A 26,694-nucleotide genomic window follows, 5' to 3' on the forward strand; every position below is an offset into this window, starting at 1 on the left:
GGCCTCGTAACCTCGGTGAGCTCCTACAGCATTGGATTCCACAGAATGAGTCATTCAGTCACAAAGAGAGGACGCAATGCTCGAGCAACAGGCAAGGGATGAACAGTTCTGGCAGGCCATCGCCGAGCGTTATGACGTCGAGCCAGGGCCAATCAATCTGGAGAACGGTTACTTCGGGCGCATGACGCGTGAAGTCATGGAAGACTATCGGCGCAACATCGATTACGTGAACCGGAGCAACTCGGTGTATGTGCGTCGTCAGTTCGATACCCACGACAGCGGCATGATCCACGCTCAACTGGCGCAGTTGCTACAGGTGAGCATGCAGGAGATTGCTATCACCCGCTGCGCCTCCGAATCATTGCAGTCGCTGATCCGCAACTATAACCAGCTGCAACCCGGCGATCAGGTACTGATCTGCGATCTGGACTACATCAGTGTGCAATCCGCCATGCGCTGGCTGGCCAAAAGCCGTGGCGTTGAAGTTATCGAAATCTCTCACGACCACCCGGCGACTTACGAAAGCCTGCTCAGCAGCTATCAGCAAGCCTTCGAGCAGTATCCCCGACTCAAGCTGATGGCGTTGACGCATGTTACCCACCGCACAGGGCTGGTGATGCCGGTTCAGGCCATTGCCGGTCTGGCGAAAGAGCACGGCGTGGATGTCATCCTCGACGGTGCCCACGCGCTGGGACAGCTGGACTTTAAGCTCGATGAACTGGGTGTGGCATTCGCTGGCTACAACCTGCAGAAATGGATTGGCGCGCCATTGAGCCTGGGTTTTATCTACGTGGCACGGGACAGGATTTCGGCTATCGACCCAGACATGGGTGACACCCGCTATGCCAGCGATGACATTCTGTCTCTGGTGCCCTACGGCACGCCGAATATTCCAGCCTGGATGACCTTGCCCAAAGTGTTCGAAGAACACGCGGCGATGGGTGGCTCAGCCAGCAAAGGCGCACGCCTGAGTTACCTGCGCGACCTGTGGGTCAAGCCGGCAAGAGATATGGAGCACATCGAAGTTCTAACCCCGGACGATCCGCGTCTGTATTGCGGGATCACCGCGCTGCGCTTCACTCATCACGCGGATCAGCAGAAAATGGTCGAACGCTTGCTGCAGGACTACAACCTGTTCACCGTCGCCCGCCAGGGCGCGGCGTGCGGGCCGTGTATCCGGATTACGCCGGGGTTCAGTACCTCGGCGGCGGATATGGGGTTGTTGGTCGAGGCGTTGCAGCAGTTGAAGTGACCTGTAGGAGTGAGCTTGCTCGCGATAGCGGTGTATCAGCAGCAAATATCTCGCTTGTTAAATCCAATCGCGAGCAAGCTCACTCCTACAGTGGTAAGCGTTCAGGTCAATCAAACAACGCCATTGCCTGTGCGGTGGCTTCCTGGATACGACCCCAGTCGCCGTTCTTGACCCATGCGTTGTCGATCATCCACGTACCGCCGACGCACATGACGTTAGGCTGCGCCATGTAGTTCTTGAGGTTGTCGGCGTTGACGCCGCCAGTTGGGCAGAAACGCACTTCATTGAAGGGACCGCCAAGGGCTTTGATCGCTGCGACGCCGCCGCTGATCTCAGCCGGGAACAGCTTGAAGCGGCGATAACCCATCGCATAACCAATCATGATTTCCGAAGCACTGCTGATGCCGGGCAACAGCGGCAGCGGACTGTCGAGCGCAGCTTGCAGCAAGTCCTGCGTACTGCCTGGCGTGACGATGAACTGCGAACCGGCCGCTTCGGCGTCGGCCAGCATGTGCCGGTCGAGAATAGTGCCAGCGCCAACGCAAAGCTCAGGGCGCTGCTCACGAAGAATACGGATTGCGCTCAGGCCAAAGGCCGAGCGCAAGGTGACTTCCAGCGCCGTCATGCCACCGGCGGCCAGGGCGTCAGCCAAAGGCAGAACGTCCTCGTCACGCAGGATGGTGATGACCGGCAAAATTTTTGCCTTGGCGCAGAGTTCGTCAATCTGCTTGATCTTGTTCGCCATGCTGTTCAGCGGCTGAGTGTTATCGACGGTGTTCATGGCGGCGGATCCTTTTGTTATGGGCACCAGTAAATCTCAAGTGAAGAGTCAAGGAAGGCGCGGATTGGCATTTCAGCGAGGTCATCGCCCGCCAGTGCGGCCCGCAGGGTGTCGAGTTTGGCCTGACCGGAAACCGACAGGATCGGCAGACGGGCCGAAGCCAGCAGTTGACGGGTCATGGTCAAGCGCTGATGCGGGACAGAGGGCGCAAGCATTGGCAGGCAGCGGCGTTTACTGTCCAACTGCAACGCTTCCTTCAGGTTCGGGCTGTTCGGGAACAGCGAGGCGGTGTGCCCGTCATCACCCATGCCCAGCACCAGCACGTCAATCGGCGGCAACTCGGCCAGTGCCTGATCAGCCGCCTCGGCAGCCTCTTCAAGGCTCGGCGCGACGGTGTATAGACCGAAGAAACGCGCCTTGGCCGCTGGGCCTTGCAGCAGGAAACGCTGCAGCAGGCCGGCATTGCTGTCGGCGTGCTCAACCGGCACCCAGCGCTCGTCAGCCAGGCTGATGACCACTTTCGACCAGTCCAGCGGCTGCTGCGCCAGGCTCTGGAAAAACGCCACGGGGCTACGCCCACCAGATACAACCAGTGTCGCCACGCCCTTGGCATTGATCGCAGCGTTGAGCTGTTCGGCTACGTTGGCTGCCAGCGTCTCGGCCAACTGCTGCGGATTATCGAAATCCCGAGCCACGAGGCCCTGCGGGAATTCAAGTTCACATATCGCCATACCACGATCTCCCATCACGAGTAATCAGGGCAATGGAGCTCATCGGCCCCCACGATCCGGCGGCATAAGGCTTGGGCGCATCGCCCGCCTTTTTCCAACCGGCGATCAACTGATCGCACCATTGCCAGGCGTACTCAATTTCATCTTTGCGAACAAACAGGTTCTGATTGCCGCGCATGACTTCCAGCAGCAAACGCTCATAGGCATCAGGGACGCGCGCGCTGCGGTAAGTGTCGGAAAAATTCAGTTGCAACGGGCCGCTACGCAACTGCATGCCTTTGTCCAGGCCCTGATCCTTGGTCATCACCTGCAAGGAAATACCTTCGTCCGGCTGCAAACGAATGATCAGACGGTTACTGATCTGCATGCGCTGCTCGGGGGCGAAGATGTAGTGCGGCGGCTCTTTGAAATGGATCACGATCTGCGACAGCTTTTGCGGCATGCGCTTGCCGGTACGCAGATAGAACGGTGTACCTGACCAGCGCCAGTTACGGATATCGGCACGCAGGGCGACGAAGGTTTCGGTGTCGCTCTGGGTGTTGGAATTCTCTTCTTCCAGATAACCCGGCACGGCTTTGCCTTCGCTGTAACCCGCGGTGTATTGACCACGAACAACCTGAGTGGCCAGACGCTCCGGCGTGAACGGTGCAAGGGCCTTGAGCACCTTCACCTTCTCATCGCGAATACTGTCGGCGGACAGATCACTCGGCGGGTCCATGGCAATCAGACACAGCAGTTGCAGCAAGTGGTTCTGGATCATATCGCGCAACTGCCCGGCCTGATCGAAGTAACCCCAACGGCCTTCGATACCGACTTTCTCCGCAACTGTAATTTCCACATGGGAAATGTGGTTCTGGTTCCACTGGGTTTCAAACAGGCTGTTGGCAAAGCGCAGGGCGATCAGGTTCTGAACGGTGTCTTTGCCCAGATAGTGATCGATGCGGTAGACGCGGCTTTCCGGCAGGAACTGCGCCACGGCATCATTGACCCGACGCGACGAAGCGAGGTCGTGACCGATGGGCTTTTCCAGCACGGCACGGGTGCGATCGGTCAGGTTGACCGACGCCAGGTTTTCACAGATCGCGCCATACACCGAAGCAGGTGTGGCGAAATAAGCGATCAGGGTTTCGGCATCGCCCACCCGCTCGGCCAGCGCGACATAATCCTCTGCCTTGAGAAAGTCGACGTGCAGGTAACTCAGGCGCGCCTGAAAACGCTCTACGTGTTCCGTTTCAAGCTGTGCTTCGGGAACGAAGCGGCGTAACGATTCTTCGATGTGTGCCAAATGCTGCTGTGCGTCGCCAGGCTCACGCGCCAACGCGAGAATTCGCGTGTCGGCATGCAGCAATCCAGCGCGGTCGAGCTGATAAAGCGCCGGGAACAGTTTGCGCACTGCCAGGTCGCCCAAGGCGCCAAACAAGGCAAAAGTGCACGGTTCAACCGTAATCGAGAGCATAATGTTGGTTCTTTTATCAAGTTAAGCTACAAATACCTTTTTTAAAGGCGTTACTCAAGGCCATATGTAGTAATAACCACAACATTGCATCTAAAAGCATATTCCAGTGGTGATCAACACAGGCCCTGAGTACGATAGGCCACCTTTGCTACAGGCTAAAGGGCCTATGTGCCTGCCCTGAAAAAAACCTGCGCAAATCTGCCTGATTAGGACTTTGAATGGACCACTCAAGAAATCTTCTGGAGCAGATCCAGAGCCGCCTCGAAGAGCTCAACAAGGCTGAGCGCAAGGTAGCTGAAGCGATTCTTCTTAACCCACAACAAGCAACTCGCTTCAGTATCGCGGCATTGGCACAGGCCGCCAAAGTCAGCGAGCCGACGGTCAACCGCTTTTGCCGCTCGTTTGCCGTGAGCGGTTACCCAGAACTCAAATTGCAGCTCGCGCAAAGTCTGGCCAGCGGTGCGGCGTACGTCAGCCGGGCCGTAGAAGCCGACGATGATCCCGAGGCCTATACCAAGAAGATTTTTGGCAGCGCGATTGCCTCGCTGGACAGTGCCGTTCAGCAACTAGACCCGGCGCTGATCAGCAAGTCTGTGGACATGTTGATTCAAGCGAGGCAGATCCACTTCTTCGGCCTCGGTGCTTCAGCGCCTGTTGCGCTGGACGCCCAGCACAAGTTCTTCCGCTTCAATCTGGCGGTGACCGCCCACGCCGACGTGCTCATGCAGCGCATGATTGCCTCGGTGGCACACACCGGCGAGCTGTTTGTGATCATTTCCTACACAGGCCGTACGCGGGAATTGGTGGAAGTAGCACGCATTGCGCGGGCCAATGGTGCCTCGGTATTGGGCCTGACCGCTGCTGGCTCCCCACTGGCCCAAGCCAGTACGGTTAGCCTGAATATCCCGCTGCCGGAAGACACCGATATCTACATGCCGATGACCTCGCGGATCATCCAGCTCACCGTGCTCGACGTGCTCGCTACCGGCATGACCTTACGCCGTGGCGTGGATTTCCAGCCGCACCTGCGCAAGATCAAAGAGAGCTTGAATGACAGCCGGTATCCGATTGAGGATCAGGGGTAACGCTTAGGCGTTTTGTAGGAGCTGCCGAAGGCTGCGATCGCGGTGTGTCAGGATAAATGCTTCGCAGCCTTCGGCAGCTCCTATAGAAAAGGCGTTCAGCTTAGCCATCAATGCAGCAAACACGCCTGCAGACTCAGCTCGACCTGCTCACCGGGCGCAAGGCTCAGGCTTTCATCATGACCCGACGCCGCCTCGACGCAGACGAAACCGGATGCTTCATTGCCTGCCACACCCAACAGCGGCCTGTTACCGGGATGCCAGACGACAGTGCTCGCGTTATCGGCGCTATTGATGCCCAGGCGGCGTTGCCACGTTTGATCCTTTAGCTGCAACGGTCCGCTATGTTCAAACACCCGCTGACAGCCACCTGCGACGCGCAGCTCACCTTCTTGCTGACAGGCACGCCGACTCAACTGATCATAACCCTGAGCGCCTTCCAGACCTTGCAACGCAACGTCTTCCACATCGCTGATGCGCCAGTAAGCATGTAAAGCATGGCCAAACTGGCAAGGCTCGCTGTCTTCGTGACAGGTACTTAGCCGCAGCTCCATGCCCTGCCCCAGTTCAGCGTACAAATCAGCCTGCCAGTCACAGAGTTGCAATCGCCAATGCAGGCTGACCCCGGATTCGCTTTCGCAACTGTCGATCAGTTTCCAGTCCAGTAATCGCCCCCAGCCATGCGCCGGCCAACCCGATTCACTCGGGTGACGTCCGTGCCACGGCCAACACACCGGCACGCCACCGCGAATCGCGCCCACTTGTGGCCAGCGCGATGCACACCAGAGCCAGGGCTTCTGCCCCGCTGGCTGGAAATGCAGAAGCTGCGCACCCTGACGACTGAATACGGCCTGACACAGCGGGTGATTGATCAGCAGCACATCACGGTGCTGATGACGCTCCCACTCGAAAGTAGGTCGGGCGCGTCGGGATGTGAAGAAACGCTGTAGGGGGTGTTCGGACATCCAATCCGCTCCAGTCGAAAAATTGCTTGGTAAACTCTAACTGTGGGAGCAGAGCTTGCTCGCGATAAGGCTGGACGCGGTTCACTTCGGATCGCGTCCAGCCTTGTCGCGAGCAAGCTCTGCTCCCACAGGCATATGCATTTCAATCAGATACTCCATATCTGCTACTCAAAAAAACGGGCAGCCAGGCTGCCCGTAAAGCACACACGACCCTTGAACGTTTAGAACTTGGTCTGCAACTTGATACCCGCGACCAGTGCGTTATCCACTTGATCTACGCCACCCGGGCTTTTGATGTATTGCAGGTTAGGACGAATAGTCAGCCAGTCGGTTACGTGTACCCCGTAGTAGATCTCGGAGTTGTACTCGCTCTTCTGGATTGGCAGGTAGCCAGGGTTGTCATAGTCGTCGATGCCATTGACCGCGTTGATCTGACGGGCACGATCGGTGACGTTATCGTTGACGTGGATACGCGAAACACCAATACCGATGTCATCCTTCGGACGCGCATCGAAAGGTCCCTTGAAGACCATACCGACTTGCAGGAAGTTGTCGACGAAGTTGGTGTCCTTGTCATGCACGGTGGCGTTGGCAAACAGGGTCAGGCCGCGAGACGAGTCGCCACTGAAGGTACTGACCTGTTGCTGCGCCACAACCCACCAGCCGGTCTTTTCGTTACGCGACTTGAACGCCGCACCGGTCAGACCCTGAGGCTGGCCATTGACGTCCTCATAGCGGTCGTCGGCACTCGGGCTGCTGAAGTAATAGCCCAGACGGTATTCGCCAGGCAGCGAGTTGACGGTCGGCGACCACACCACTTCAACCGGCACCAGCGTACCTTTGGAACCGCTGCCGCTCAGCTTGAAGCCATTACCGGTTTCCAGGTTGGACGGATTCTGCTCGTAGACGCCGATCTGCGCGTACACCTGAGGCGTGATGTTGTATTTCACACGCAGCGCCCACTGGCTGACCGGCCAGTTGTACCAGGTGTCCACGTAGTTCGCGGCCTGAGTACCGCAGAACGTCAAGTTCTGGAAGTCGCAAGGGAAGCTGCCGAAGTCCTCGCCCTCGCCCATTCGACCAGCCTTGATGTCGAGTTTGCCGTCGAAGAACTTTTGCTTGACCCACATTTGCGTCAGGCGCCAGGTCTGACCGCGACCCCATACTTCCTGAGACGAACTGAGCGTGCCGACGCGCGGGTCGCCGAGACGATCGTTGGAGATGTTCTTACCGCTACGTTCAGTGATTGCCAACTTGAACTCAGCATCATTCCAGCCAAAAGCCTTTTGCAGGTCGATGTTAACGCCGAGTGCGAACTGGTCGCTGTAACGAGCCGTCTTGTCGGTGTCGTAGCCACCGTGGATGTTGGACCCCATCTCACCGACGTATTCGAGCGAGAAATCATAGCCTTTGTCATACAGTTCCTTACGCACGCCGCCCCAGTCTCCGGTCATATGCCCGTTGGGGTTGTAAGGTTCGATGGCATAGGCAGCACTGGAAAAAACCAGCGCACTCAATACGGACAAACCACCGACAAGCTGGAACTGATTAAGCGGTTTATTACGTAGCTTCTTCATCCCTTGGATCCTCATTTTATTGTTATTAGCTTTTACGGCATTGACATCGACTACTTCGTATTCGCTGGCAGGGCGCTCTTATGGCAGTGAGCGCCCGGCTGGCAGTGCCCGGTCAGTTACGGTTGATCTGGGTGACATTGGCCGCACGCTCGACGGGCGGCTCGCTGGCAAGCACACCAAGGCGCTCGCCGGTGGCGGCATCAAAAAGCAGCACTTTGGCGGGGTCGAATTGCAGCGTCAGGCTTTCGCCTACCTGCGGTGCGACGTCCGACGCCAGACGACAGCAGACTTTGCTCTGGTTGAGCGTGACGAAAACCAGCGTGTCCGGACCGGTCGGTTCGGTGACCTGCACTTCAGCGCGAATAGTCGGCAGGCCATTAGCCTCGGTCGGAGCAAGCACGATTTGTTCAGGTCGCAGACCAAGGATCACCTCGCGGTCCTCCAGACCGGCATCAGTCATGCCCAACGGCAACTCGCAGCGAGCCTGACCGCTATCAAGCAACGCGATGAGACGCCCTTCCTTGCGTTGCAAACGCAGGGGGATGAAGTTCATCGGCGGCGAACCAATGAAGCTCGCGACGAACAGATTGGCCGGGTCGTTGTAGATCTGCTTGGGCGTGCCGAACTGCTGAATGATGCCGTCCTTCATGACCGCCACTTTGTCGCCCAGAGTCATCGCTTCGATCTGATCGTGGGTCACATAAACAGTGGTGGTTTTCAGACGCTGGTGCATCAGCTTCATTTCGGTACGCATCTCGACCCGCAGCTTGGCGTCGAGATTGGAGAGTGGTTCGTCGAACAGGTAAATCTTCGGCCGCCGCGCCAAAGCTCGCCCCATGGCAACGCGCTGTTGCTGGCCGCCGGACAATTGCCCTGGCTTGCGATTGAGCAGGTGTTCGATCTGCAGCAGCTTGGCAACGCGATTGACTTCTTCGTCAATGGCCGTCGCGCTCATCTTGCGAATCTTGAGACCGAACTCGATGTTCTCCCGCACGCTCATGGTCGGGTACAGCGCGTAGGACTGAAAGACCATGGCGATGTCACGATCCTTGGGGCTCATGCCGCTGACATCGGCGTCGTCGATGAGGATCGAACCGGCGCTGATATTTTCCAGACCCGCAATGCAGTTCATCAGGGTTGACTTACCACAGCCGGACGGACCGACCAGAATCAGGAATTCGCCGTCCTTGATCTGCAATTCAATGTTCTTCAGCGTGTCCGGAAGGCCCGCGCCGTAGGTCTTGTTTACATTACGTAATTCGAGCGTTGCCATGTTTACCCCTTGACTGCGCCGGCCGTTAGCCCACGCACGAAATACTTGCCGGCGACGATGTAGACCAGCAGAGTCGGCAGCCCGGCGATCATCGCGGCCGCCATATCAACGTTGTATTCCTTGGCCCCGGTACTGGTGTTGACCAGGTTGTTCAGCGCCACGGTAATGGGCTGCGAATCACCACTGGAAAACACCACGCCGAACAGGAAGTCATTCCAGATCTGGGTGAACTGCCAGATCAGGCAGACCATGATGATCGGCGTCGACATCGGCAGAATGATCTTGCCGAAGATGGTGAAGAAGCCCGCGCCATCCAGCCGTGCAGCCTTGACCAGTGCGTCCGGGATGCTCACGTAATAGTTACGGAAGAACAGTGTGGTGAAGGCCAGACCGTAAACCACGTGCACAAACACCAGACCGGTCGTAGTGCTGGCCAGCCCCATCTTGCCCAGCGTGAAAGACGCTGGCAGCAATACCGTTTGAAACGGCAGGAAGCAGCCAAACAGCAACAGACCGAAGAACAACTGCGAACCACGAAAACGCCACATCGACAGCACGTAACCGTTAAGTGCACCGATGGCCGTTGAAATCAGAACGGCAGGCACGGTGATCTTGATCGAGTTCCAGAAGTAGCCATCGAGCGTCCCCCAGGCCTTGATCCAGCCAATCCCGGTGACTACCGTTGGCCAGCTCAGCAGGTTGCCCGTACCGATATCTTCAGGTGTTTTGAAGCTGGTAAGGAGCATGACCACCAGTGGTACGAGATACAGCAGACACGCGAGGATCAACACCGCATAGATTGCGATTCGACCAAAGCTGAAGGCTGGTTTGCCGACATGACTAGTCATTGCGCTTGGTCCTCAGCTCGGAATACAGGTACGGCACCAGAATCGCCAGGATCGCGCCGAGCATCAGAATCGCACTGGCCGAACCCATACCCATCTGGCCACGGCTGAAGGTGAACGAGTACATGAACATGGCGGGCAGGTCCGAGGAGTAACCCGGTCCGCCAGCTGTCATTGCCGCCACCAAGTCGAAGCTCTTGATTGCGATGTGGGCGAGAATCATCACCGAACTGAAGAACACCGGACGCAGGCTTGGCAGCACCACTTTCCAGTAGATTTTCGGCATGCTCGCGCCATCGATCTGCGCTGCACGAATGATCGACTGATCAACGCCACGCAGTCCCGCAAGAAACATCGCCATGATGAACCCCGAGGACTGCCACACAGCGGCAATCACCAGGCAGTACACCACGCGATCCGGGTCTACCAGCCAGTCCAGGCGGAAGCCTTCCCAGCCCCAGTCCCGAAGCATTTTGTCCAGCCCCATGCCCGGGTTCAACAACCACTTCCAGGCGGTACCGGTGACGATCATCGACAACGCCATCGGGTACAGGTAAATCGTGCGGATAAACCCTTCGCGACGAATACGCTGGTCGAGGAACACCGCCAGCAGCACGCCGATTGCCAGGCTGATCGCGATGAACATGCCACCGAAAACCATCAGGTTCTTGCTTGCCACCCACCAACGATCGCTTTCGTACAAACGCACGTATTGCGACAACCCGGCCCACTTGTAGCTGGGCAAAAAGGTCGAATTGGTAAACGACAGTACGAACGTCCAGAGGATGTAACCGTAAAAACCGACCAGCACGATGAACATGCTCGGCGCGAGCACCAACTTGGGCAGCCAGCGTTGCAGCGCATCAAGCGGCGAGGCTTTGCTGAGGGCAGCGACAGAGCTCATCGAATCACTCACATTGAAAACATCATTTCCAGTTCGCAGGCGTGCCTGACACCGGGATACGGTGTCATCAGCACGGACTGCGGCTGGGGTGGTTTAGTGACTACGCAAACGAATTACTTGGCTGACTTGATGGCCGCGCCCAGTTTCTTCGCAGCATCGGCCGGGTCAGCTTTCGGGTCGTTGATGTAGTTGGTGATGACATCAAAGAACGCGCCCTGAACAGCCAGCGTGGTTGCCATGTTGTGCGCCATACTTGGTTGCAGACCGCCAGATTTGGCATCAGCCAGGAAGTCCTTGGCAGCGGTTTGAGCGCAGGAATCGAAGCCGTACTTGCCCATGTCACTGAGCATGTCGTTACGAACCGGGATCGAGCCTTTATTGATGCTGAAGACTTTCTGGAAGTTTTCACCCAACACGACTTTGGCGATGTCCTGCTGACCAGCAGCAGTACCGGCGTCTTTCTGCTTGAAGACCGCCAGCGAATCGATGTTGTAGGTGAAGGCTTTGTCGGTGCCCGGGAAAGGTACGCACTCGTAGTCTTTGCCGGCGACTTTCTTGGCTGCGGTCCATTCGCTCTTGGCCCAGTCACCCATGATCTGCATGCCGGCTTTGCCATTGATGACCTTGCCTGCTTCCAGGTTCCAGTCCTGACCTTTGCCGTCGACATCCATGTAAGTCGCGACTTTCTTGAGTTCGGTCAGAGCCTTGACCATTTCCGGGCCTGTCAGCGCGCTGTTGTCCAGATCGACGAAGGCTTTCTTGTAGCCGTCTGCGCCCATCACCGACAGCACGACCGCTTCAAATACAGTGCTGTCCTGCCATGGTTGGCCACCGTGGGCCAGCGGGATGAAGCCGGCTTTTTTCAGCTTGTCGCCCGCTGCGTAGAATTCTTCGAGGGTTGTCGGATTTTTCTCGATACCGGCTTTCTTGAAGACTTCCGGGTTGATCCACAGCCAGTTGACGCGGTGAATGTTGACCGGCACGGCCACATAGTCGCCATCGTACTTGACGGTGTCGGAGACTTTTTTGTCGAGCAGGCTGTCCCACTTCTCTTCTTTGGCGACGTCCTTGAGAACGTCGGTGTCCAGCAAGCCAGTGGACGCCCACTCCTGAATATCAGGACCTTTGATCTGCGCCACGCCTGGCGGGTTACCCGCTACAGCACGGCTCTTGAGCACCGTCATCGCCGTAGCGCCACCACCACCGGCGACTGCGCCGTCCTTCCATGTGAAGCCGTCTTTCTCAACCTGAGCCTTGAGCACATCCACAGCCGCTTTTTCACCACCGGAAGTCCACCAGTGGACGACTTCCACGGTGCCTTTCGAATCAGCGGCAAGAGCACTCAGAGGGAACAACGAGGCGACAGAGATGACAGCTGCGAGGCGGGAGATTGAATTCATCGATTTAACCTTTCTTGTTGTTATGCATGAGCAAGTCTGTGCTTGCGCTGCATGGAGTCTAACCAAGGGTTTTGAAAGAACAGTAACGAAGGGACGTGCGATGGTCACAGGATGGTTACATTCCCGAACGCGGTGAAATCTCCCACAAGGGTCCAACGTCGTCAGTTACTCTGTGGTTCTAGGCAAATACAACGTCACGCGCAGCCCACCACCACGCAGGTTCTGCAGGCTGACTTCGCCGCCATGGCTATGTGCGATGTTGCGAGCAATGCCCAGGCCCAGGCCGTAGCCTTGCTGCTGATTGCCTGCCAGCCGGAAGTGCGGTTCGAAGACCCGCTCAAGGCGCTGTTCGGGTACGCCCGGCCCCTCGTCGTCCACGTGCAGGACGAAAGCCTGAAGATTGTCCTCGATTTTGATATGCGCCTTGGTGCCGTACTTGAGGGCGTTGTCGATCAGGTTGCCAATGCAACGCTTGAGGGCCAGCGGCTTACCGGGATAAGGCCCCAGCGCCTTACCCTCTTGCGTCGCGTTGCCATTGCCTTGGGGCAACAAGTACGGCTCAACCAGGCAGTCGAGCACCTGATTGAGGTCCACAGCCTCGATGTTCTCGTGAATGTCCGTGTCCTTGACGCATTGCAACGCGCCTTTGACCAACAACTCCAGCTCATCGAGGTCGCGGGTGAATTTGGCTTGCAGGGCCTCATCTTCGAGCAACTCCACACGCAGTCGCAAGCGGGTGATCGGTGTGCGCAGGTCATGGGATATGGCGCTGAACAATTGCCCCCGCTCGGTCAGGTAGCGGCTGATCCGAGTGCGCATGGCGCTGAACGCCCTGCTGACCTCCACCACTTCACTGGCACCGCCTTCAACATCCGGCTCGACGTCCGCGCCCAGCGACATGTCTCGCGCAGCCCGCGCCAGACGCTTGAGCGGGCGACTCTGCCAATGCACCAACAAGCCGATGAACAACAACAGAAAACCGCTGGTGAGCAGGATGAACCAGACCTGCTGCAGCGGCAGGTCCTGCTCTTCGAGAGTGGTGTAAGGCTCGGGCAGCAACGACGCGATGTACAACCACTCCCCAGCTGCCAGCTCGATTTGCGTCACCAGCACGGGTGGATTAACAGGCTCCAGGCTGAGTGCGTAATGCGCCCAGGAGCGCGGCAGCTCATCAAGGGTCAGGCCGCTGTTGAAGATGCGCAGGTCTTCAGGGCGTACGAACCACACGGCAATGGCTGGATCGTTGCCCAGATGCTGGCGCAGCACGTCGTCGACGGCAGTCAGTACTGCCTGTTTACGCGGCGTGGCATCCAGCACTTTCATGTCCAGCGGACGATCGTTGAGAGACACGACAAAACGCGTGCCGCCCATGCTGCGCAGTTGGTCGAGCACCAACGGGCGATAGGCCAACGGCAAGGACCGGAAGTAACTGACGCTGGCCGCCATGGAGTGCGCAAGGCTGCGTGCACTGGTGACCAGACCTTCCATTTGCGTGGCGCGCAACTGAGACAGCCAGATCACGCTGGATAACGCCTGAGCCAGCAACACCGCCAGCAGGGTCAGCAGCAACATGCGCCCCAGCAACGAGCGTGGCAGCGGCAAACAGCGCCGTGGTGCTTCGTTGATTAGCACTCAGTAACCACTGCTGGCTTGGCAGATCACATTGGCGGCCAGCAGATAACCGCTGCCACGCACGGTCCGGATCAGCCGCGGCGACTTGCCGGTATCACGCAGGCGCTGACGCAAACGACTGACCGCCATGTCGACGATTCGCTCCAGCGGCATCAACTCCCGGCCACGCGTGGCATTGCCGATGGTGTCGCGGTCGAGAATCTGTTGCGGGTTATCGAGGAACAGCTTGAGCAGCGCAAAGTCGGCGCCGGACAAGATGACTTCCTCGCCATCGCTGTGGAACAGCCGGTGGCTGACCATATCCAGCCGCCACTCATCGAAGGTGAGCACGTCACCACCAGCGCGCTCTTGCCCGAATTGCGCGCGGCGCAGCAAGGCTTTGATTCTCGCGACCAGCTCTCGCGGGCTGAAAGGTTTGCCCAGGTAATCATCCGCGCCCAGCTCCAGACCGATCACGCGATCTGCCTCATCGGAACTGGCGGTGAGCATGATGATGGGTACATGGGGATGGCGAACATGTTGGCGTACCCAACGGCAGAGGCTGAAGCCGTCTTCGTCGGGCAGCATCACGTCGAGGATCAGCAGGTCGCCGGGTTCGTCATTGAATGCCTGACGAAAGCCCGCACCATCTCCGACGGCACGCACCTGAAAGCCGGAGCGGCTCAGGTAGGTTTGCAGCAACTCACGAATCTCCTGGTCGTCATCGACCAGCAGGATCGATTTACTGACTGAGCTCACTGGGATCGTCCTTGTTGCTATGGATCGTTATTGTTAGGGATGGAACCTGAACACAAACCCTGTAGGAGCTGCCGAAGGCTGCGAAGGCGGTTTACCTGACACACCTTCATCGCAGCCTTCGGCAGCGCACACAGAAAAACTACAACTCTACCGCGCGCTCCTCGCCAAATGCCTGCTGCAAAGCCACACCGGCTCCCATCAGGCCTGGATACTCGGCCGTTACAAGCCAGACAGGGATGCCTTTGAAGTAATCGCTCATCACGCCTTTCTCGGCGAAGGCGCGCTTGAATCCGCTGTTCATGAAGAAATCGATAAAGCGCGGCACGACACCGCCAACGATGTACACCCCGCCACGACCGCCCACGGTGAGGACGTTATTGCCTGCCACACGCCCGAGGAACACACAGAATTGCTCCAGCACGGCGGCCGCCACCGGGTCACCCGCAACGGCTGCCGAAGTAATTGCTGCAGGAGATTTCAACACCGGCTCGATGTCATCCAGCGCGCAACTGACCTGGTACAGCAGCAACAAACCGGCACCACTGAGGACGGTTTCGGCGCTGACGTGTTCGTGCTCGGCCATCAGCCGCATCCACAACATGGCTTCACGCGCATTGCCGATCGGCAGATCAACATGCCCGCCTTCGCCCGGCAAGGCCATCCAGTGATTGACACCGACACTGAGCAAGGTGCCAACCCCGAGCCCGGTGCCTGGCCCCACCACCACACGCGGCCGATCTGGCTCGCTGATGCCGTGGCAGACTGTCAGGTACTCGTCATCGGCCAGCCGCGTCATGCCCAATGCCATTGCACTGAAGTCATTGATCAACAGCAGGTCGTCAATTTTCAGGTTCGCGCAGAAAGCCGACTTGCTGAGCTTCCAGTGGCTGTTGGTGAACTCGAACTCATCGCCGTCCACCGGCCCGGCAACCGCCAGACAGACTGAACCGACGTCGCCCCGTTGCAGCTCCAGATCCTGAAGATAAACCTCTACGGCTTTCTCCGGGCTGGCGTAGTCGATGGTCGGGAATACCCGGATCGAATGCAGCTTGTCGTCTTCCCAAATGGCAAAACGTGCATTGGTACCGCCAATATCACCGACCAAGGCCAACTTCACTTAAGCGTCTCCAGACTCGAGGTAAAGGCGCTGGCGCCCTGCTCGGCGGAGCTGAAGGCCATGCGCATGAAACCGAACAGCTCGCGACCGCAGCCGACCGCATTGTCCAGATGGCCTACTGCAGGTTCTCTGGCGGCCAATTCTGCCGGTTCGACCAAAACTTGCAAGGTCCCTTTTACGCCATCCACACGGATAATGTCGCCATCCCGAACAAGTGCCAAAGGGCCACCACTGTAGGCTTCAGGGCAGACGTGAATGGCCGCCGGGATCTTGCCCGATGCGCCTGACATGCGTCCGTCCGTTACCAGTGCGACCTTGAAACCCCGGTCCTGCAACACACCAAGAAATGGTGTCATTTTGTGTAATTCAGGCATGCCGTTGGAGCGCGGCCCCTGAAAGCGCATGACTGCAACAAAATCACATTCCAGTTCTCCAGCCTTGAACGCATCCGCCAGATCCTGCTGATCGTGAAAGACTTTTGCCGGGGCCTGAACAATCTGGTGCTCCAGGGCGACGGCCGAAACCTTCATCACACCGCGCCCCAGATTGCCTTCCATTACACGCAAGCCGCCCTCAGGAGAGAACGCTTTGGCGACAGGACGCAGGATGTTTTCATCGAGGCTTTCAATCGGGCCTTCGCGCCATACCAGCTTGCCATCCTCCAGGAATGGCTCTTGGGTATAACGGCTCAGGCCACGCCCCAGCACGGTGTTGACGTCCTCATGAAGCAGACCGGCTTCCAGCAATTCGCGAATCAGGAAAGACATGCCGCCAGCAGCCTGGAAGTGGTTGATATCGGCTTTGCCGTTCGGATAAACGTGGGTCAGGGTCGGCACGACTTCAGACAAGTCGGCCATGTCCTGCCAGGTCAGTTGAATACCGGCGGCCTGAGCGATGGCCGGCATGTGCAGCGTATGGTTGGTGGAACCGCCGGTGGCATGCAGCGCGACAATCGAGTTGACCAGCGAACGCTCGTCGACGATCTCACCGATGGGCATGAAGTTGCCGCTCTGCATGGTCATGCGCGTCACTTGCTGTGCGGCTTCGACAGTCAGCGCATCACGCAGCGGGGTATACGGATTGACGAACGAAGACCCCGGCAAATGCAGGCCCATGACTTCCATCAGCAACTGGTTGGTGTTGGCGGTGCCGTAGAAGGTGCAGGTGCCTGGGCCGTGGTAGGACTTCATCTCCGAGTCGAGCAACTCTTCACGAGTGGCCTTGCCTTCGGCATAGCGCTGACGGACATCAGCTTTTTCCTTGTTGGAAATACCGGAAACCATCGGTCCGCCCGGGATGAAAATCATCGGCAGATGACCAAAGCGCAACGCGCCCATCATCAGGCCCGGCACGATCTTGTCGCAGACGCCCAGCATCAATGCGGCGTCGAACATGTTGTGGGACAGCGCTACGGCAGTAGACATGGCAATGACTTCGCGGCTGGCGATGCCAATCTCCATGCCCGGCTCGCCCTGTGTCACACCGTCGCACATGGCCGGTACACCACCGGCAAACTGACCGACCGAACCAATGTCACGTAAAGCCTGTTTGATCTGACTCGGGAAGTGCTCGTACGGCTGATGCGCCGAGAGCATGTCATTGTAGGAGGACACGATGGCAACGTTAGCCGCGTTCATCATGCGCAAAGTGTTTTTGTCTTCAGGACCACAGGCTGCAACGCCATGAGCAAAGTTGGCGCACTGCAGCTTGCCGCGCATCGGGCCGTCGCTGGCGGCGCCTCGAATCAGTTGCAGATAGCGCTGCCGGGTTTCGCGACTACGGGCTATCAGCCGCTCGGTTACTTCAAGGATGCGGGGATGCATGTGCTGAACTCCAGGCTAACGTATGTGGTCACCCGTTTCAGACCTTGCAGATTTCGAGGCACAGGCCTTATCTGTAAAAGCTTGATCTCGATCAACTGTTTTGGCCTTACAGGCTTCTCGTTGTAGATAAAACAAAATATTGCCACTAAAAAGGCTTGTTTTCTATTTCTATGCGAATAATCTTGTAATTCCAACAACAAATTCAGAAAGGACGGCTGTATGACTCTTCGTATCGCAATCAATGGTTTTGGCCGCATCGGCCGCAACGTCCTACGCGCACTGTATACCCAAGGCTACCGCCAAGACCTGCAGGTCGTCGCCATCAATGATTTGGGCGACAGCGAGATGAACGCTCACCTGCTGCGTTTCGACACGGTTCACGGGCCTTTTTCCGGCACAGTCGAATGTGACAGCGAGAGCCTGACGGTCAATGGTGACCGTATTGCGGTCAGCGCCATTCGCAACCCTGCCGAGTTGCCTTGGAAAGCCCAGAACATCGACGTCGTGTTCGAATGCACCGGCTTGTTTACCAGCCGCGACAAGGCTGCCGCGCACCTGACTGCCGGTGCTCGCAAGGTCATTATCTCGGCACCGGCTCAAGGCGCCGACGCGACCATCGTCTATGGCGTGAACCACGACACGCTGCGTCAATCGCATCAAATCATTTCCAGCGCATCCTGCACGACCAATTGCCTGGCGCCGGTGGCGCAAGTACTGCACCGTGAACTGGGTATCGAAAGCGGCCTGATGACCACTATTCATGCCTACACCAACGATCAGAACCTGATTGATGTTTATCACACTGACCCTTACCGCGCGCGTTCGGCCACTCAGTCGATGATCCCGAGCAAGACCGGAGCAGCCGAAGCAGTGGGTCTGGTGCTGCCGGAACTGGCGGGCAAACTGACGGGCATGGCGGTGCGGGTGCCAGTGATCAACGTGTCGCTGGTGGACCTGACCGTACAACTGACTCGCGACACCACCGCTGCGGACGTCAATGCGCTGATGAAAGAAGCCAGCCAGCATTCGAAGGTCTTGGGCTACAACACCCTGCCGCTGGTTTCTCACGACTTCAACCATAACCCGCTGTCGTCTATTTTCGACGCCAATCACACCAAGGTCAGCGGTAAATTGCTTAAAGTTCTGGCGTGGTACGACAACGAATGGGCATTCTCCAACCGCATGCTGGACAACTGCCTGGCGCTGCATAACGCGCAGTGAAACTCTCAGCCTGAGGAACCATCATTCCTGAATTGGAATGTAATCCTGTGGGAGCAGAGCTTGCTCGCGATAAGGCTGGACGCGGTTCACTTTGGACCGCATCCAGCCTTATCGCGAGCAAGCTCTGCTCCCATAAGAAACCCGCCCAATCTCATATAAGCGCAGAACGCCACTTGACCAGATAAGCGGATGAGAAGCATTATCACCCGCTGCTTTTCTCGGTCGAGTACTCCACGGTGAGTCAATCGCGTTTAAACGAAGTTTTTGTCTCTCATAGATCCATTCTGCTGCGCACTCTGCAGCGGATTGTCAGTAATCCCAGCACCGCAGAGGACCTGCTTCAGGAAACATATCTGCGTGTAACCGGTGCGTTGAGCAACCGGGCCATCGAGCATCTGGAACCGTTTATTTTTCAGACCGCCCGCAATCTGGCGCTGGATCACCTGCGCGCCCGACGCGTACGAGACCGCACGCTCGCCGATGACGCGACGACGGCCGAGATGGAAAACGTCAGTGCCCCGATAACATCGCTGGAAGATGCAACCCACGCTAAACGCATGGTTGAAGATCTCAGTAAAAGCCTCGCCACTTTGACGCCTCGCCAACAACGGATTTTCAGCCTCAGCCGCCTTCAGGGCCTCAGTTACGTGGAGATAGCGCAACAGCTTGGTGTGTCCGCGAGCACCGTGCAGAAGGAGCTGAAATTGATCATGGCGATCTGTGTGGCTGTTGCAACAAGGCTTGACCACCCTTGAACGTTGCAGCAGTCTGCGGCAAATCCGGCTTCGGCCGACACGTACAAGAACGACCGAGGACTTCCCGTGAAGGACCCTGAATTCCATCGCGCACGCGCCATCGCCGAAGAAGTATTGAGCGACAGCGTGATGGATCAAGCCTTGAACTGGCTGATCGAGCTGGATGACAGCGACGAGCAACAACAGGCCCGCTTTCAGGCCTGGCTGGCAGCCGCCCCTGCCCATCGAGAGGCCTTTGCCAAGGTTCAGGCGATCTGGCACTCACAACCGGTTGCTCTGGCGGCAGTCGAATTGGACGCCAGCCAGCCATCACGCTGGCGCCGTCTGCGTTCCCGCTGGATACCTGTGGCAACCGCCGCAGTGCTGCTGATTGGCGTATTCAGCTTCAGTAATCTGGGTCTTCGCATGCAGGCTGATCACTTGACGGTAGTCGGTGAACGTCAGCGCCTGCAACTCGATGACGGCTCCAAAGTGCTGCTCAACACCAACTCAGCCTTTTCAAGCGATGTGACGGACACAAGCCGGGTTGCCAAATTGCTTCAGGGTGAAGCGTTCTTCGAAGTGCCGGTCAGTCAGGGGCCGCCGTTGGAGGTGCTTGCAGGCGCAGTTAGCATGCGCGCCAATGACAGCGCTTTTGCCGTGCGCTACCTGGATGGCGTTGCGCAAATCCAGGTGCAGCGCGGGGCACTGGATGTTCGTGCTTCGAAGGGTAACGACGCAGTGAAGCTCGCCGGTGGCGACAGTATCCGGGTGGGGCCTGACGGCTTCAGTCATCGACAAACGCTTGACCAGACCAAGGATCTGGCCTGGATTCAGGGTCGACTGGTGTTTGATAACTGCCCCATGGGCGAAGTCCTCGCAGAGCTGCGCCGCTACTACCCCGGCTGGATCGTCAACACCAACAGCAAACTGAACGGCGTTGCAGTGACCGGAAATTACCGCCTGGACAACCCGGTGGACGTGGTTCGCTCCCTGGCGCACATCACGTCAGCCCAACTACATGAACTGCCTGCACTGGTCATTCTCAACTAAATAAAATTATTTTTACTCGATAGCCATCCGTCGCGCGTCTCGTCTTAGCCAATGCAACTGATTCGTATTAACGACAGCTGCAGAATACTAAAAAGACTGCACAACGGAGCCCCATCGACAATGCGTAATCCCGCCACGCCCCATGCGTCCCGCACCGCCGGGCTGCACAAGTCTGCACTCTCGCTGTTGACCCTGGCGATTCTGTCCGCCGCTGGCTGGTCCGGCCCATTGCATGCGGCCACTGCCAGCGAAGCCGACACAACAGCGGCACCGACCCGGACTGCCGGGGTTTATGCATTCAACATCGCGCAGCAGCCACTGGCCTCGGCACTTAACGAATTCAGCCGCATTACCGGCTGGCAAGTAGGGGTTTCTTCCGAGCTGGCCAATAACGTCACCTCCCCCGGTGTACGCGGCTCGCTGTCGCCAGCCAACGCACTGGAAAAAATGCTGGCCGGTTCGAACCTGAACTATCGCGCTGTGGGCAACAACAACGTGGTGCTGGAAAAGCGCAGCGCCGGGGTTGTCGCCTTGGACCAGATCACGGTCAGTGCAACGCGTCAGGCTCAGGATGTTGCCTCGGTCCCCAGCTCGGTGTCGGTGCATGAGCGCGCAGAACTGGATCGGCAGAACGTAAACACCATTCGCGACCTTGTGCGTTATGAGCCCGGGGTTTCCGTGGGCGGTGCAGGCCAGCGCTCCGGCACAACCGGCTATAACATCCGCGGAATCGATGGCAACCGGATCCTGACCCAGGTCGATGGCGTCGAAGTGCCGGACAACTATTTCTCCGGTCCGTATGCCAACACCCACCGTAATTACGTCGACCCGGAAATCGTCAAACGCGTCGAAATTCTGCGCGGCCCGGCGTCGGCGCTCTATGGCAGCAGCGCCATTGGTGGCGCGGTCAGTTACTACACGCTGGATGCCAATGACATCATCAAAGACGGCAAGGATGTAGGTGCGCGCCTGAAAACCGGCTACAGCTCGGCCGATGAAAGCTGGCTGACCTCAGGTACTTTTGCCAGCCGCCAGGGCGACTTCGACGGCCTCCTGCACCTGAGCCAGCGCAACGGTCACGAGACCGAGTCCTATGGCAGTACCGGTGGCACAGGGCTGGAGCGCACTGAAGCCAACCCGGAAGATGCGCGTACCACCAACATTCTGGCCAAACTGGGCTGGAACTATGGCGAAGGCTCCCGCCTGGGCCTGACCTACGAAAAGTACAAAGATGATCGCGATACCAACCAACTGAGCGCAGTCGGTGGCCTGTTCACTGGCGGCGTAGGCACCGGCTTGAATTTTTACCGTGGGCGCACCGGGAACGACACTATCAGCCGTGAGCGGTTTGGTCTGGAAAACAGCTTCGAGCTCAACAGCCTGCTGGTCGACAACGTGAAGTTGAGTCTGAATTATCAGATCGCCAAGACCGACCAGACCACGCTGGAACGTTATTTCCCCATCGCTCGCGATGTGTGGCGTTCCCGGGAGACCACTTACAAGGATCGACAATGGATTCTTGATGCTCAACTGGACAAGGCGTTCAGCATTGGCGATACCGAGCACTTGTTAACCTACGGCACCACACTCAAGCAACAGAAAGTCACCGGCCTACGCACCGGCGGTGAAGTCTGCGCTTCGACAGCAGGTTTCGGTACTTGCAGCGCGGTGGGCCAGCCTCTTCCACAGAATACGCTGGCGCCCGCCAGTGATTTCCCGGATCCCACCATCAACACCTACAGCCTGTTTGCTCAGGATGAAATCCGCTGGAATAACTGGACGTTTTTGCCGGGAGCACGCTACGACTACACCCGTCTGGATCCGCACATCACCGAGGAATTCCTCACCACCGTTGGAGCAGATCGGGACAGTGTCAGCGACGAGAGCAAAAAATGGCACCGCGTTTCACCCAAGCTGGGCATCACTTACGCCTTCAATGATCAATACACCTGGTATGGCCAGTATGCAGAGGGTTTCCGGACGCCAAGCGCCAAGGCGCTTTACGGACGCTTCGAAAACCTGCAAAGCGGATACACCGTCGAGCCCAACCCTGACCTTGAGCCGGAAAAGAGCAAGAGCTATGAAACCGGACTGCGTGGTCGCTTTGAAGCTGGCTCTTTCGACGTTGCGGTGTTTTACAACAAATACCGCGACTTCATTGATGAAGACCAGATTCAGCCTGGCACTGCAACCGGAGCGAGCTTTCGGGCCAACAACATCGCTCACGCCACCGTCAAGGGCGTTGAACTCAAAGGCCGCCTGAACCTGGATACATTTGGCGCACCACAAGGCCTTTATACCCAAGGCGCGGTCAGCTATCTGTATGGCCGTAACAACGACAGCGGGGAGCCGCTCAATAGCATCAACCCACTGACCGGCGTATTCGGTCTCGGCTATGAACAGGATAACTATGGCGGCCTGCTCAGCTGGACACTGGTCAAACGCAAGGACCGTGTGAGTGACCTTGATTTCAACGAGCCAGACGGTTCATCGAGCCCGTTCAAGACGCCAGGTTTCGGTGTTCTGGACCTCAGCGGGTACTACAAGGTCACCAACGATGTAACCGTGAATGCGGGCCTGTACAACCTGACTGACAAAAAATACTGGCGATGGGACGACGTGCGCGGCTATGACAACGCTGGCGAAGCGGCCGTCACCGCTCCGGCCAACCTGGATCGCCTGACTCAGCCCGGCCGCAACTTCAGCGTCAACGTGGTCTGGGATATCTAAACAATCCCCCCCTGAAGCGTGCCGTCGATGATCGTCGGCGGCATGTTTTTTTACGCTTCAAGGGTGAGTCATACGTCTATTCAACAGCCTCTTCATTTTTTTGCCAGGGAAGAACCCAAATGACCTCCGAACACAATCGCCCTGCCCTGCGTTCTCAGCGCCTGAACCAGATTACCCATGCGCCACACGAGCAACTCGACAAGGCAGTGAAAGCCAATGCGCCTTTTGAAACACTGGAAAGCTACAAGCGCTTCGTCGTTGCCCAGTATTTGTTCCAGGCTGAACTGCAGGATCTGTACAACGACGCCGAGCTAAAGAAAATCGTCCCTGATCTGCCTGCACGCTGCCGCGCAGAACAGGCTAAAGCCGATCTTGCCGACCTGAACACCGACACTCCCCCCGCAATCGCCGGTGCGGTGCAAAACCCGACCAAGGCCCAGGCCATGGGCTGGCTGTTCGTGTCAGAGGGTTCCAAACTCGGTGCGGCATTTTTGATGAAGCGTGCCGCTGCGCTGAACCTGAGTGAAACCTTCGGTGCGCGGCACTTGGGCGAGCCTGCGGGGGGCCGCGCGGAGGGCTGGAAAAGCTTCATCAGAACGCTGGACGGACTGGACCTTACCGAACAGGAAGAGGCTCAGGCGGATCAAGGTGCCATCGCCGCCTTCGAGCGTTTCAATGTGCTGCTGCAACACGCCTACGCCCACGCGCCAAAGGTCGAGTCGGTTCAAGCATGAAAAAACGCCCGGTGCTGTTAAGCTGGCCGGGCTTTCTGAACCTGCCTGTATTGACCATGACCTCCAAACCACCCGGTTCCAGACTCTCCCGCCTTCTGTTTGGCATGCTCGCTTATATCAGCCTCGGTATAGGCATCGCGGCTATTTTCATCCCTGGCTTGCCCACCACCGAGTTCATCCTGCTGGCTGCATGGGCGGCCACAAAAAGCTCGCCGCGGCTGAGTGCGTGGCTGGAAAACCATAAGCTGTTCGGGCCCATCCTGAGCAATTGGCGCAACGGTCGCCGGGTCACGCGTAAAGCCAAGATCAGCGCAACTGTCAGCATGCTGGTCTGTGCAGCTGTGATGCTTTACCTGATGCACGGCTGGCCGGTATATGCAGCCATTGGTGGCATGGTACTAGGCAACCTGTGGATCTGGTCGCGACCAGAGCCGGTAAGCGACGCCCCCTGATCCACGTCATGCCCCTGTCACTCCCGTTGATCTAAGGTTGGTGCTCAACCGAACGTCAATAGACTCATAGGGTCTACCGGAACACTTACCGATCAATCAAGGGGCACTGACATGTTCGAACCAGGCCATTTGCACATCACCCGCGCGCCGCTGCAGGCGTCGGATTTTGGCTACGACATCCATATCCATTACGAGGTCAGCGAAAATCCTGAGGAAGGCAAGTGCATGCATTTCAAGATGCAGGGCGAAGTCGGGGGTAAAGCGTTTGAGGATGAGTTCGAACTGCCAAAAGACCTGGCTTGCAACTTTGCTCATAACGCCAACCAGATCGCGGTCAAACACGGAATGCCCCCCACGGCCCTGGTACCGCTGGCGATGCATGAGGAATATGACCGGATGTTCAAGGACGTTCACGACAAGCTGGGCATTGAACCGGGCGAGCCGGTGAAGCCTGAACATTTGGTTTGAAAATTTGTTCCTGATGAATCGCCATCGCTGCCTCGCGTTGCTCGTGAGCTCTTACAGAAATGATGTAGGAGCTCACGAGCAACGCAAGGCAGCGATGGCAGCCGCTTAGTCAATACAGAATCTGGTCCCGGCAACCCAAACCCACTTCCTGACTCCGTAGCAATTGATTACTGGCATAATCGCCCCCCTCTTCGCCCAGAATCTTTAGCGCCCCATGCGTATACACGTCAGTTTCATCGACCGCGTCGGCATCACTCAGGAAGTCCTGGCCATTCTGGGTGGGCGCAATCTGAATCTGGATGCGGTAGAAATGGTGCCGCCCAACGTTTACATCGACGCTCCCACTCTCAGCCATCAAGTGCTGGAGGAACTCAAGGACGCGCTGTTCCGCGTGCGTGGCGTTGAAGCCATCACGGTCGTTGATATTCTTCCCGGCCAACGCCGTCACCTGCAACTGGATGCACTGCTGGCGGCCATGACCGATCCGGTATTGGCGCTGGACAGTGCCGGGCATGTGTTGCTGGCCAACCCGGCGTTGATCGCGCTGATTGGGCGCGAGCCTGCCGGTGAACCGGTGGCCGAGTTGTTTGCCGATCCGGGTCTGCACAGCGCGCTACTGGAAAACGGCTTTCGTTTACCCCTGCGTGAAGTCACCCTCAACGGCGAAGCTTTGCTGCTGGATGCCACGCCAATCACTGATGCAGGCGCGCTGCTTACCCTCTACCAGCCAAGCCGAATTGGCGAACGTCTGTCGGCATTGCACCACGACCATGCAGAAGGCTTCGACGCTCTGCTGGGCGAGTCTACGGCTATCCGCACGTTGAAGGCCCGTGCGCAACGGGTTGCAGCACTGGATGCGCCGTTATTGATTCAGGGTGAAACCGGCACCGGCAAAGAATTGGTGGCTCGCGCCTGCCATGCGACCAGCGCCCGACACTCCGCGCCTTTCCTGGCGCTTAATTGCGCCGCCCTGCCGGAAAACCTCGCCGAAAGCGAACTCTTCGGTTACGCCCCCGGCGCGTTCACCGGCGCACAACGGGGCGGCAAACCGGGGCTGATGGAACTGGCGAATCAGGGCACGGTGTTTCTCGATGAAATCGGCGAGATGTCGCCCTACCTGCAAGCCAAACTGTTGCGTTTCCTCAACGACGGCAGCTTCAGGCGCGTCGGCGGGGATAAGGAAGTAAAGGTCAACGTGCGCATCCTCAGTGCGACGCACCGCAACCTGGAGAAAATGGTCAGCGAAGGCACCTTTCGCGAGGACTTGTTCTACCGCCTGAACGTGCTCAATCTGGAAGTCCCGCCCTTGCGTGATCGCGGACAGGACATCCTGCTGCTGGCGCGCTACTTCATGGAACAGGCCTGTGCACAGATTCAGCGTCCGGTCTGCCGCCTCGCGACCGGCACCTACCCGGCATTGCTGGGCAACCGTTGGCCGGGCAATGTGCGTCAGTTACAGAACGTGATTTTTCGCGCGGCTGCGATCAGTGAAAGCAATCTGGTAGACATTGGTGATCTGGATATCGCCGGCACGGCCGTTGCCGGTGAAATTGATGGCGAAGTCGGCAGCCTTGAACAGGCCGTGGACTCATTCGAAAAAGCGTTGCTGGAAAAGCTCTACGCCGACTATCCGTCGACCCGACAACTGGCGGCGCGCTTGCAGACCTCGCACACCGCCATTGCCCATCGCCTGCGTAAATACGGAATTCCCGCAAAAGCCTGATCG

At 57.8% G+C, this 26,694-nt stretch carries 23 protein-coding genes; 10 read left to right on the forward strand and 13 right to left on the reverse strand.

Annotated elements, in window-relative coordinates; translation table 11 throughout:
* Window positions 1-76 precede the first annotated feature (76 nt).
* A complete protein-coding gene (locus ABRP31_RS21215; protein ID WP_349973808.1) occupies window positions 77-1,252 on the forward strand; it encodes an aminotransferase class V-fold PLP-dependent enzyme in 1,176 nt (391 codons plus the stop codon).
* A 106-nt stretch (window positions 1,253-1,358) separates the two neighbouring features.
* On the opposite strand, the gene ABRP31_RS21220 is transcribed toward ABRP31_RS21215, so the two are convergent.
* Genes ABRP31_RS21220 through zwf form a run of 3 tightly spaced genes read right to left on the reverse strand, consistent with a single transcriptional unit; the run spans window position 1,359 to window position 4,220 of the window.
* Complete coding sequence (locus ABRP31_RS21220) at window positions 1,359-2,033, reverse strand: bifunctional 4-hydroxy-2-oxoglutarate aldolase/2-dehydro-3-deoxy-phosphogluconate aldolase (protein ID WP_349973806.1); 675 nt, start codon at window positions 2,031-2,033, stop codon at window positions 1,359-1,361.
* Between the two features lie 17 nt (window positions 2,034-2,050).
* Window positions 2,051-2,764 (reverse strand): 6-phosphogluconolactonase, encoded by a 714-nt coding sequence (gene pgl / locus ABRP31_RS21225; RefSeq protein WP_349973804.1) that lies wholly within the window; start codon window positions 2,762-2,764, stop codon window positions 2,051-2,053.
* Window positions 2,751-4,220 (reverse strand): glucose-6-phosphate dehydrogenase, encoded by a 1,470-nt coding sequence (gene zwf, locus ABRP31_RS21230; RefSeq protein ID WP_087264632.1) that lies wholly within the window; start codon window positions 4,218-4,220, stop codon window positions 2,751-2,753. The genes pgl and zwf overlap by 14 nt, the downstream gene beginning before the upstream one ends.
* A 218-nt stretch (window positions 4,221-4,438) precedes the next feature.
* Between zwf and ABRP31_RS21235 the strand changes: the two genes are divergently transcribed.
* Window positions 4,439-5,305: a MurR/RpiR family transcriptional regulator gene (locus tag ABRP31_RS21235; RefSeq protein ID WP_087264633.1), complete on the forward strand. Its 867-nt coding sequence runs from the start codon at window positions 4,439-4,441 to the stop codon at window positions 5,303-5,305.
* Window positions 5,306-5,412: 107 nt separating this feature from the next.
* Here ABRP31_RS21235 and ABRP31_RS21240 read toward each other — a convergent pair whose 3' ends face one another.
* From ABRP31_RS21240 to edd, 10 genes are all read right to left on the reverse strand, one after another.
* A complete protein-coding gene (locus ABRP31_RS21240) occupies window positions 5,413-6,267 on the reverse strand; it encodes a D-hexose-6-phosphate mutarotase (RefSeq protein ID WP_087264634.1) in 855 nt (284 codons plus the stop codon).
* Window positions 6,268-6,488: 221 nt separating this feature from the next.
* On the reverse strand, window positions 6,489-7,844 hold the full coding sequence (locus ABRP31_RS21245; protein ID WP_087264635.1) for a carbohydrate porin: 1,356 nt from the start codon (window positions 7,842-7,844) through the stop codon (window positions 6,489-6,491).
* A gap of 112 nt (window positions 7,845-7,956) precedes the next feature.
* Window positions 7,957-9,117 carry an ABC transporter ATP-binding protein gene (locus tag ABRP31_RS21250; protein ID WP_349973801.1) on the reverse strand — a complete coding sequence of 387 codons (1,161 nt, stop codon included), beginning with the start codon at window positions 9,115-9,117 and terminating at the stop codon, window positions 7,957-7,959.
* A gap of 2 nt (window positions 9,118-9,119) precedes the next feature.
* Window positions 9,120-9,965, reverse strand: a complete 846-nt coding sequence (locus ABRP31_RS21255) for a carbohydrate ABC transporter permease (RefSeq protein ID WP_087264637.1) — start codon at window positions 9,963-9,965, stop codon at window positions 9,120-9,122.
* A complete protein-coding gene (locus ABRP31_RS21260) occupies window positions 9,958-10,866 on the reverse strand; it encodes a carbohydrate ABC transporter permease (RefSeq protein ID WP_087264638.1) in 909 nt (302 codons plus the stop codon). Before ABRP31_RS21260 ends, ABRP31_RS21255 begins: the two co-directional genes overlap by 8 nt.
* A 113-nt stretch (window positions 10,867-10,979) precedes the next feature.
* On the reverse strand, window positions 10,980-12,266 hold the full coding sequence (locus ABRP31_RS21265) for an ABC transporter substrate-binding protein (RefSeq protein ID WP_087264639.1): 1,287 nt from the start codon (window positions 12,264-12,266) through the stop codon (window positions 10,980-10,982).
* Window positions 12,267-12,431: 165 nt separating this feature from the next.
* The gene (locus tag ABRP31_RS21270) at window positions 12,432-13,838 is read right to left on the reverse strand and encodes an ATP-binding protein (RefSeq protein WP_349973810.1); all 1,407 of its coding nucleotides are present in this window, start codon (window positions 13,836-13,838) and stop codon (window positions 12,432-12,434) included.
* A 60-nt stretch (window positions 13,839-13,898) separates the two neighbouring features.
* Window positions 13,899-14,636 (reverse strand): response regulator, encoded by a 738-nt coding sequence (locus tag ABRP31_RS21275; protein ID WP_087264640.1) that lies wholly within the window; start codon window positions 14,634-14,636, stop codon window positions 13,899-13,901.
* A 139-nt stretch (window positions 14,637-14,775) separates the two neighbouring features.
* The gene (locus ABRP31_RS21280) at window positions 14,776-15,753 is read right to left on the reverse strand and encodes a glucokinase (RefSeq protein WP_087264641.1); all 978 of its coding nucleotides are present in this window, start codon (window positions 15,751-15,753) and stop codon (window positions 14,776-14,778) included.
* A complete protein-coding gene (edd, locus tag ABRP31_RS21285) occupies window positions 15,750-17,576 on the reverse strand; it encodes a phosphogluconate dehydratase (RefSeq protein ID WP_349973798.1) in 1,827 nt (608 codons plus the stop codon). The genes ABRP31_RS21280 and edd overlap by 4 nt, the downstream gene beginning before the upstream one ends.
* Window positions 17,577-17,795: 219 nt before the next feature.
* On the opposite strand from edd, the gene gap reads away from it, so the two are divergent.
* The 8 genes from gap to ABRP31_RS21325 all read left to right on the forward strand — a co-directional run bounded on the left by gap (window position 17,796) and on the right by ABRP31_RS21325 (window position 26,691).
* The gene (gene gap / locus ABRP31_RS21290) at window positions 17,796-18,797 is read left to right on the forward strand and encodes a type I glyceraldehyde-3-phosphate dehydrogenase (RefSeq protein WP_087264643.1); all 1,002 of its coding nucleotides are present in this window, start codon (window positions 17,796-17,798) and stop codon (window positions 18,795-18,797) included.
* A 236-nt stretch (window positions 18,798-19,033) separates the two neighbouring features.
* On the forward strand, window positions 19,034-19,552 hold the full coding sequence (locus ABRP31_RS21295) for a sigma-70 family RNA polymerase sigma factor (protein ID WP_349969859.1): 519 nt from the start codon (window positions 19,034-19,036) through the stop codon (window positions 19,550-19,552).
* Window positions 19,553-19,618: 66 nt separating this feature from the next.
* Window positions 19,619-20,584: a FecR domain-containing protein gene (locus tag ABRP31_RS21300; RefSeq protein ID WP_372488969.1), complete on the forward strand. Its 966-nt coding sequence runs from the start codon at window positions 19,619-19,621 to the stop codon at window positions 20,582-20,584.
* Window positions 20,585-20,704: 120 nt separating this feature from the next.
* A complete protein-coding gene (locus ABRP31_RS21305; RefSeq protein WP_349969857.1) occupies window positions 20,705-23,314 on the forward strand; it encodes a TonB-dependent receptor in 2,610 nt (869 codons plus the stop codon).
* A 119-nt stretch (window positions 23,315-23,433) separates the two neighbouring features.
* Window positions 23,434-24,048 (forward strand): biliverdin-producing heme oxygenase, encoded by a 615-nt coding sequence (locus ABRP31_RS21310; RefSeq protein ID WP_349969856.1) that lies wholly within the window; start codon window positions 23,434-23,436, stop codon window positions 24,046-24,048.
* Window positions 24,045-24,500, forward strand: coding sequence for a YbaN family protein (locus ABRP31_RS21315; protein ID WP_349969854.1), 456 nt, complete (start codon window positions 24,045-24,047; stop codon window positions 24,498-24,500). Before ABRP31_RS21310 ends, ABRP31_RS21315 begins: the two co-directional genes overlap by 4 nt.
* A gap of 111 nt (window positions 24,501-24,611) precedes the next feature.
* The gene (locus ABRP31_RS21320; RefSeq protein ID WP_087264647.1) at window positions 24,612-24,968 is read left to right on the forward strand and encodes a DUF5064 family protein; all 357 of its coding nucleotides are present in this window, start codon (window positions 24,612-24,614) and stop codon (window positions 24,966-24,968) included.
* A gap of 214 nt (window positions 24,969-25,182) precedes the next feature.
* A complete protein-coding gene (locus tag ABRP31_RS21325; protein ID WP_087264648.1) occupies window positions 25,183-26,691 on the forward strand; it encodes a sigma-54-dependent transcriptional regulator in 1,509 nt (502 codons plus the stop codon).
* Window positions 26,692-26,694 lie beyond the last annotated feature (3 nt).

The organism is Pseudomonas caspiana (assembly GCF_040224095.2).
Taxonomy (GTDB): Bacteria; Pseudomonadota; Gammaproteobacteria; order Pseudomonadales; family Pseudomonadaceae; genus Aquipseudomonas; species Aquipseudomonas caspiana.

Excerpts from the sequence above, each read along its gene's own strand:
- ABRP31_RS21215 (WP_349973808.1), top strand. The coding sequence starts at position 77 with ATGCTCGAGCAACAGGCAAGGGATGAACAGTTCTGGCAGGCCATCGCC.
- ABRP31_RS21220 (WP_349973806.1), bottom strand. The coding sequence starts at position 2,033 with ATGAACACCGTCGATAACACTCAGCCGCTGAACAGCATGGCGAACAAG.
- pgl (WP_349973804.1), bottom strand. The coding sequence starts at position 2,764 with ATGGCGATATGTGAACTTGAATTCCCGCAGGGCCTCGTGGCTCGGGAT.
- zwf (WP_087264632.1), bottom strand. The coding sequence starts at position 4,220 with ATGCTCTCGATTACGGTTGAACCGTGCACTTTTGCCTTGTTTGGCGCC.
- ABRP31_RS21235 (WP_087264633.1), top strand. The coding sequence starts at position 4,439 with ATGGACCACTCAAGAAATCTTCTGGAGCAGATCCAGAGCCGCCTCGAA.
- ABRP31_RS21240 (WP_087264634.1), bottom strand. The coding sequence starts at position 6,267 with ATGTCCGAACACCCCCTACAGCGTTTCTTCACATCCCGACGCGCCCGA.
- ABRP31_RS21245 (WP_087264635.1), bottom strand. The coding sequence starts at position 7,844 with ATGAAGAAGCTACGTAATAAACCGCTTAATCAGTTCCAGCTTGTCGGT.
- ABRP31_RS21250 (WP_349973801.1), bottom strand. The coding sequence starts at position 9,117 with ATGGCAACGCTCGAATTACGTAATGTAAACAAGACCTACGGCGCGGGC.
- ABRP31_RS21255 (WP_087264637.1), bottom strand. The coding sequence starts at position 9,965 with ATGACTAGTCATGTCGGCAAACCAGCCTTCAGCTTTGGTCGAATCGCA.
- ABRP31_RS21260 (WP_087264638.1), bottom strand. The coding sequence starts at position 10,866 with ATGAGCTCTGTCGCTGCCCTCAGCAAAGCCTCGCCGCTTGATGCGCTG.
- ABRP31_RS21265 (WP_087264639.1), bottom strand. The coding sequence starts at position 12,266 with ATGAATTCAATCTCCCGCCTCGCAGCTGTCATCTCTGTCGCCTCGTTG.
- ABRP31_RS21270 (WP_349973810.1), bottom strand. The coding sequence starts at position 13,838 with ATGTTGCTGCTGACCCTGCTGGCGGTGTTGCTGGCTCAGGCGTTATCC.
- edd (WP_349973798.1), bottom strand. The coding sequence starts at position 17,576 with ATGCATCCCCGCATCCTTGAAGTAACCGAGCGGCTGATAGCCCGTAGT.
- gap (WP_087264643.1), top strand. The coding sequence starts at position 17,796 with ATGACTCTTCGTATCGCAATCAATGGTTTTGGCCGCATCGGCCGCAAC.
- ABRP31_RS21305 (WP_349969857.1), top strand. The coding sequence starts at position 20,705 with ATGCGTAATCCCGCCACGCCCCATGCGTCCCGCACCGCCGGGCTGCAC.
- ABRP31_RS21310 (WP_349969856.1), top strand. The coding sequence starts at position 23,434 with ATGACCTCCGAACACAATCGCCCTGCCCTGCGTTCTCAGCGCCTGAAC.
- ABRP31_RS21315 (WP_349969854.1), top strand. The coding sequence starts at position 24,045 with ATGAAAAAACGCCCGGTGCTGTTAAGCTGGCCGGGCTTTCTGAACCTG.
- ABRP31_RS21320 (WP_087264647.1), top strand. The coding sequence starts at position 24,612 with ATGTTCGAACCAGGCCATTTGCACATCACCCGCGCGCCGCTGCAGGCG.
- ABRP31_RS21325 (WP_087264648.1), top strand. The coding sequence starts at position 25,183 with ATGCGTATACACGTCAGTTTCATCGACCGCGTCGGCATCACTCAGGAA.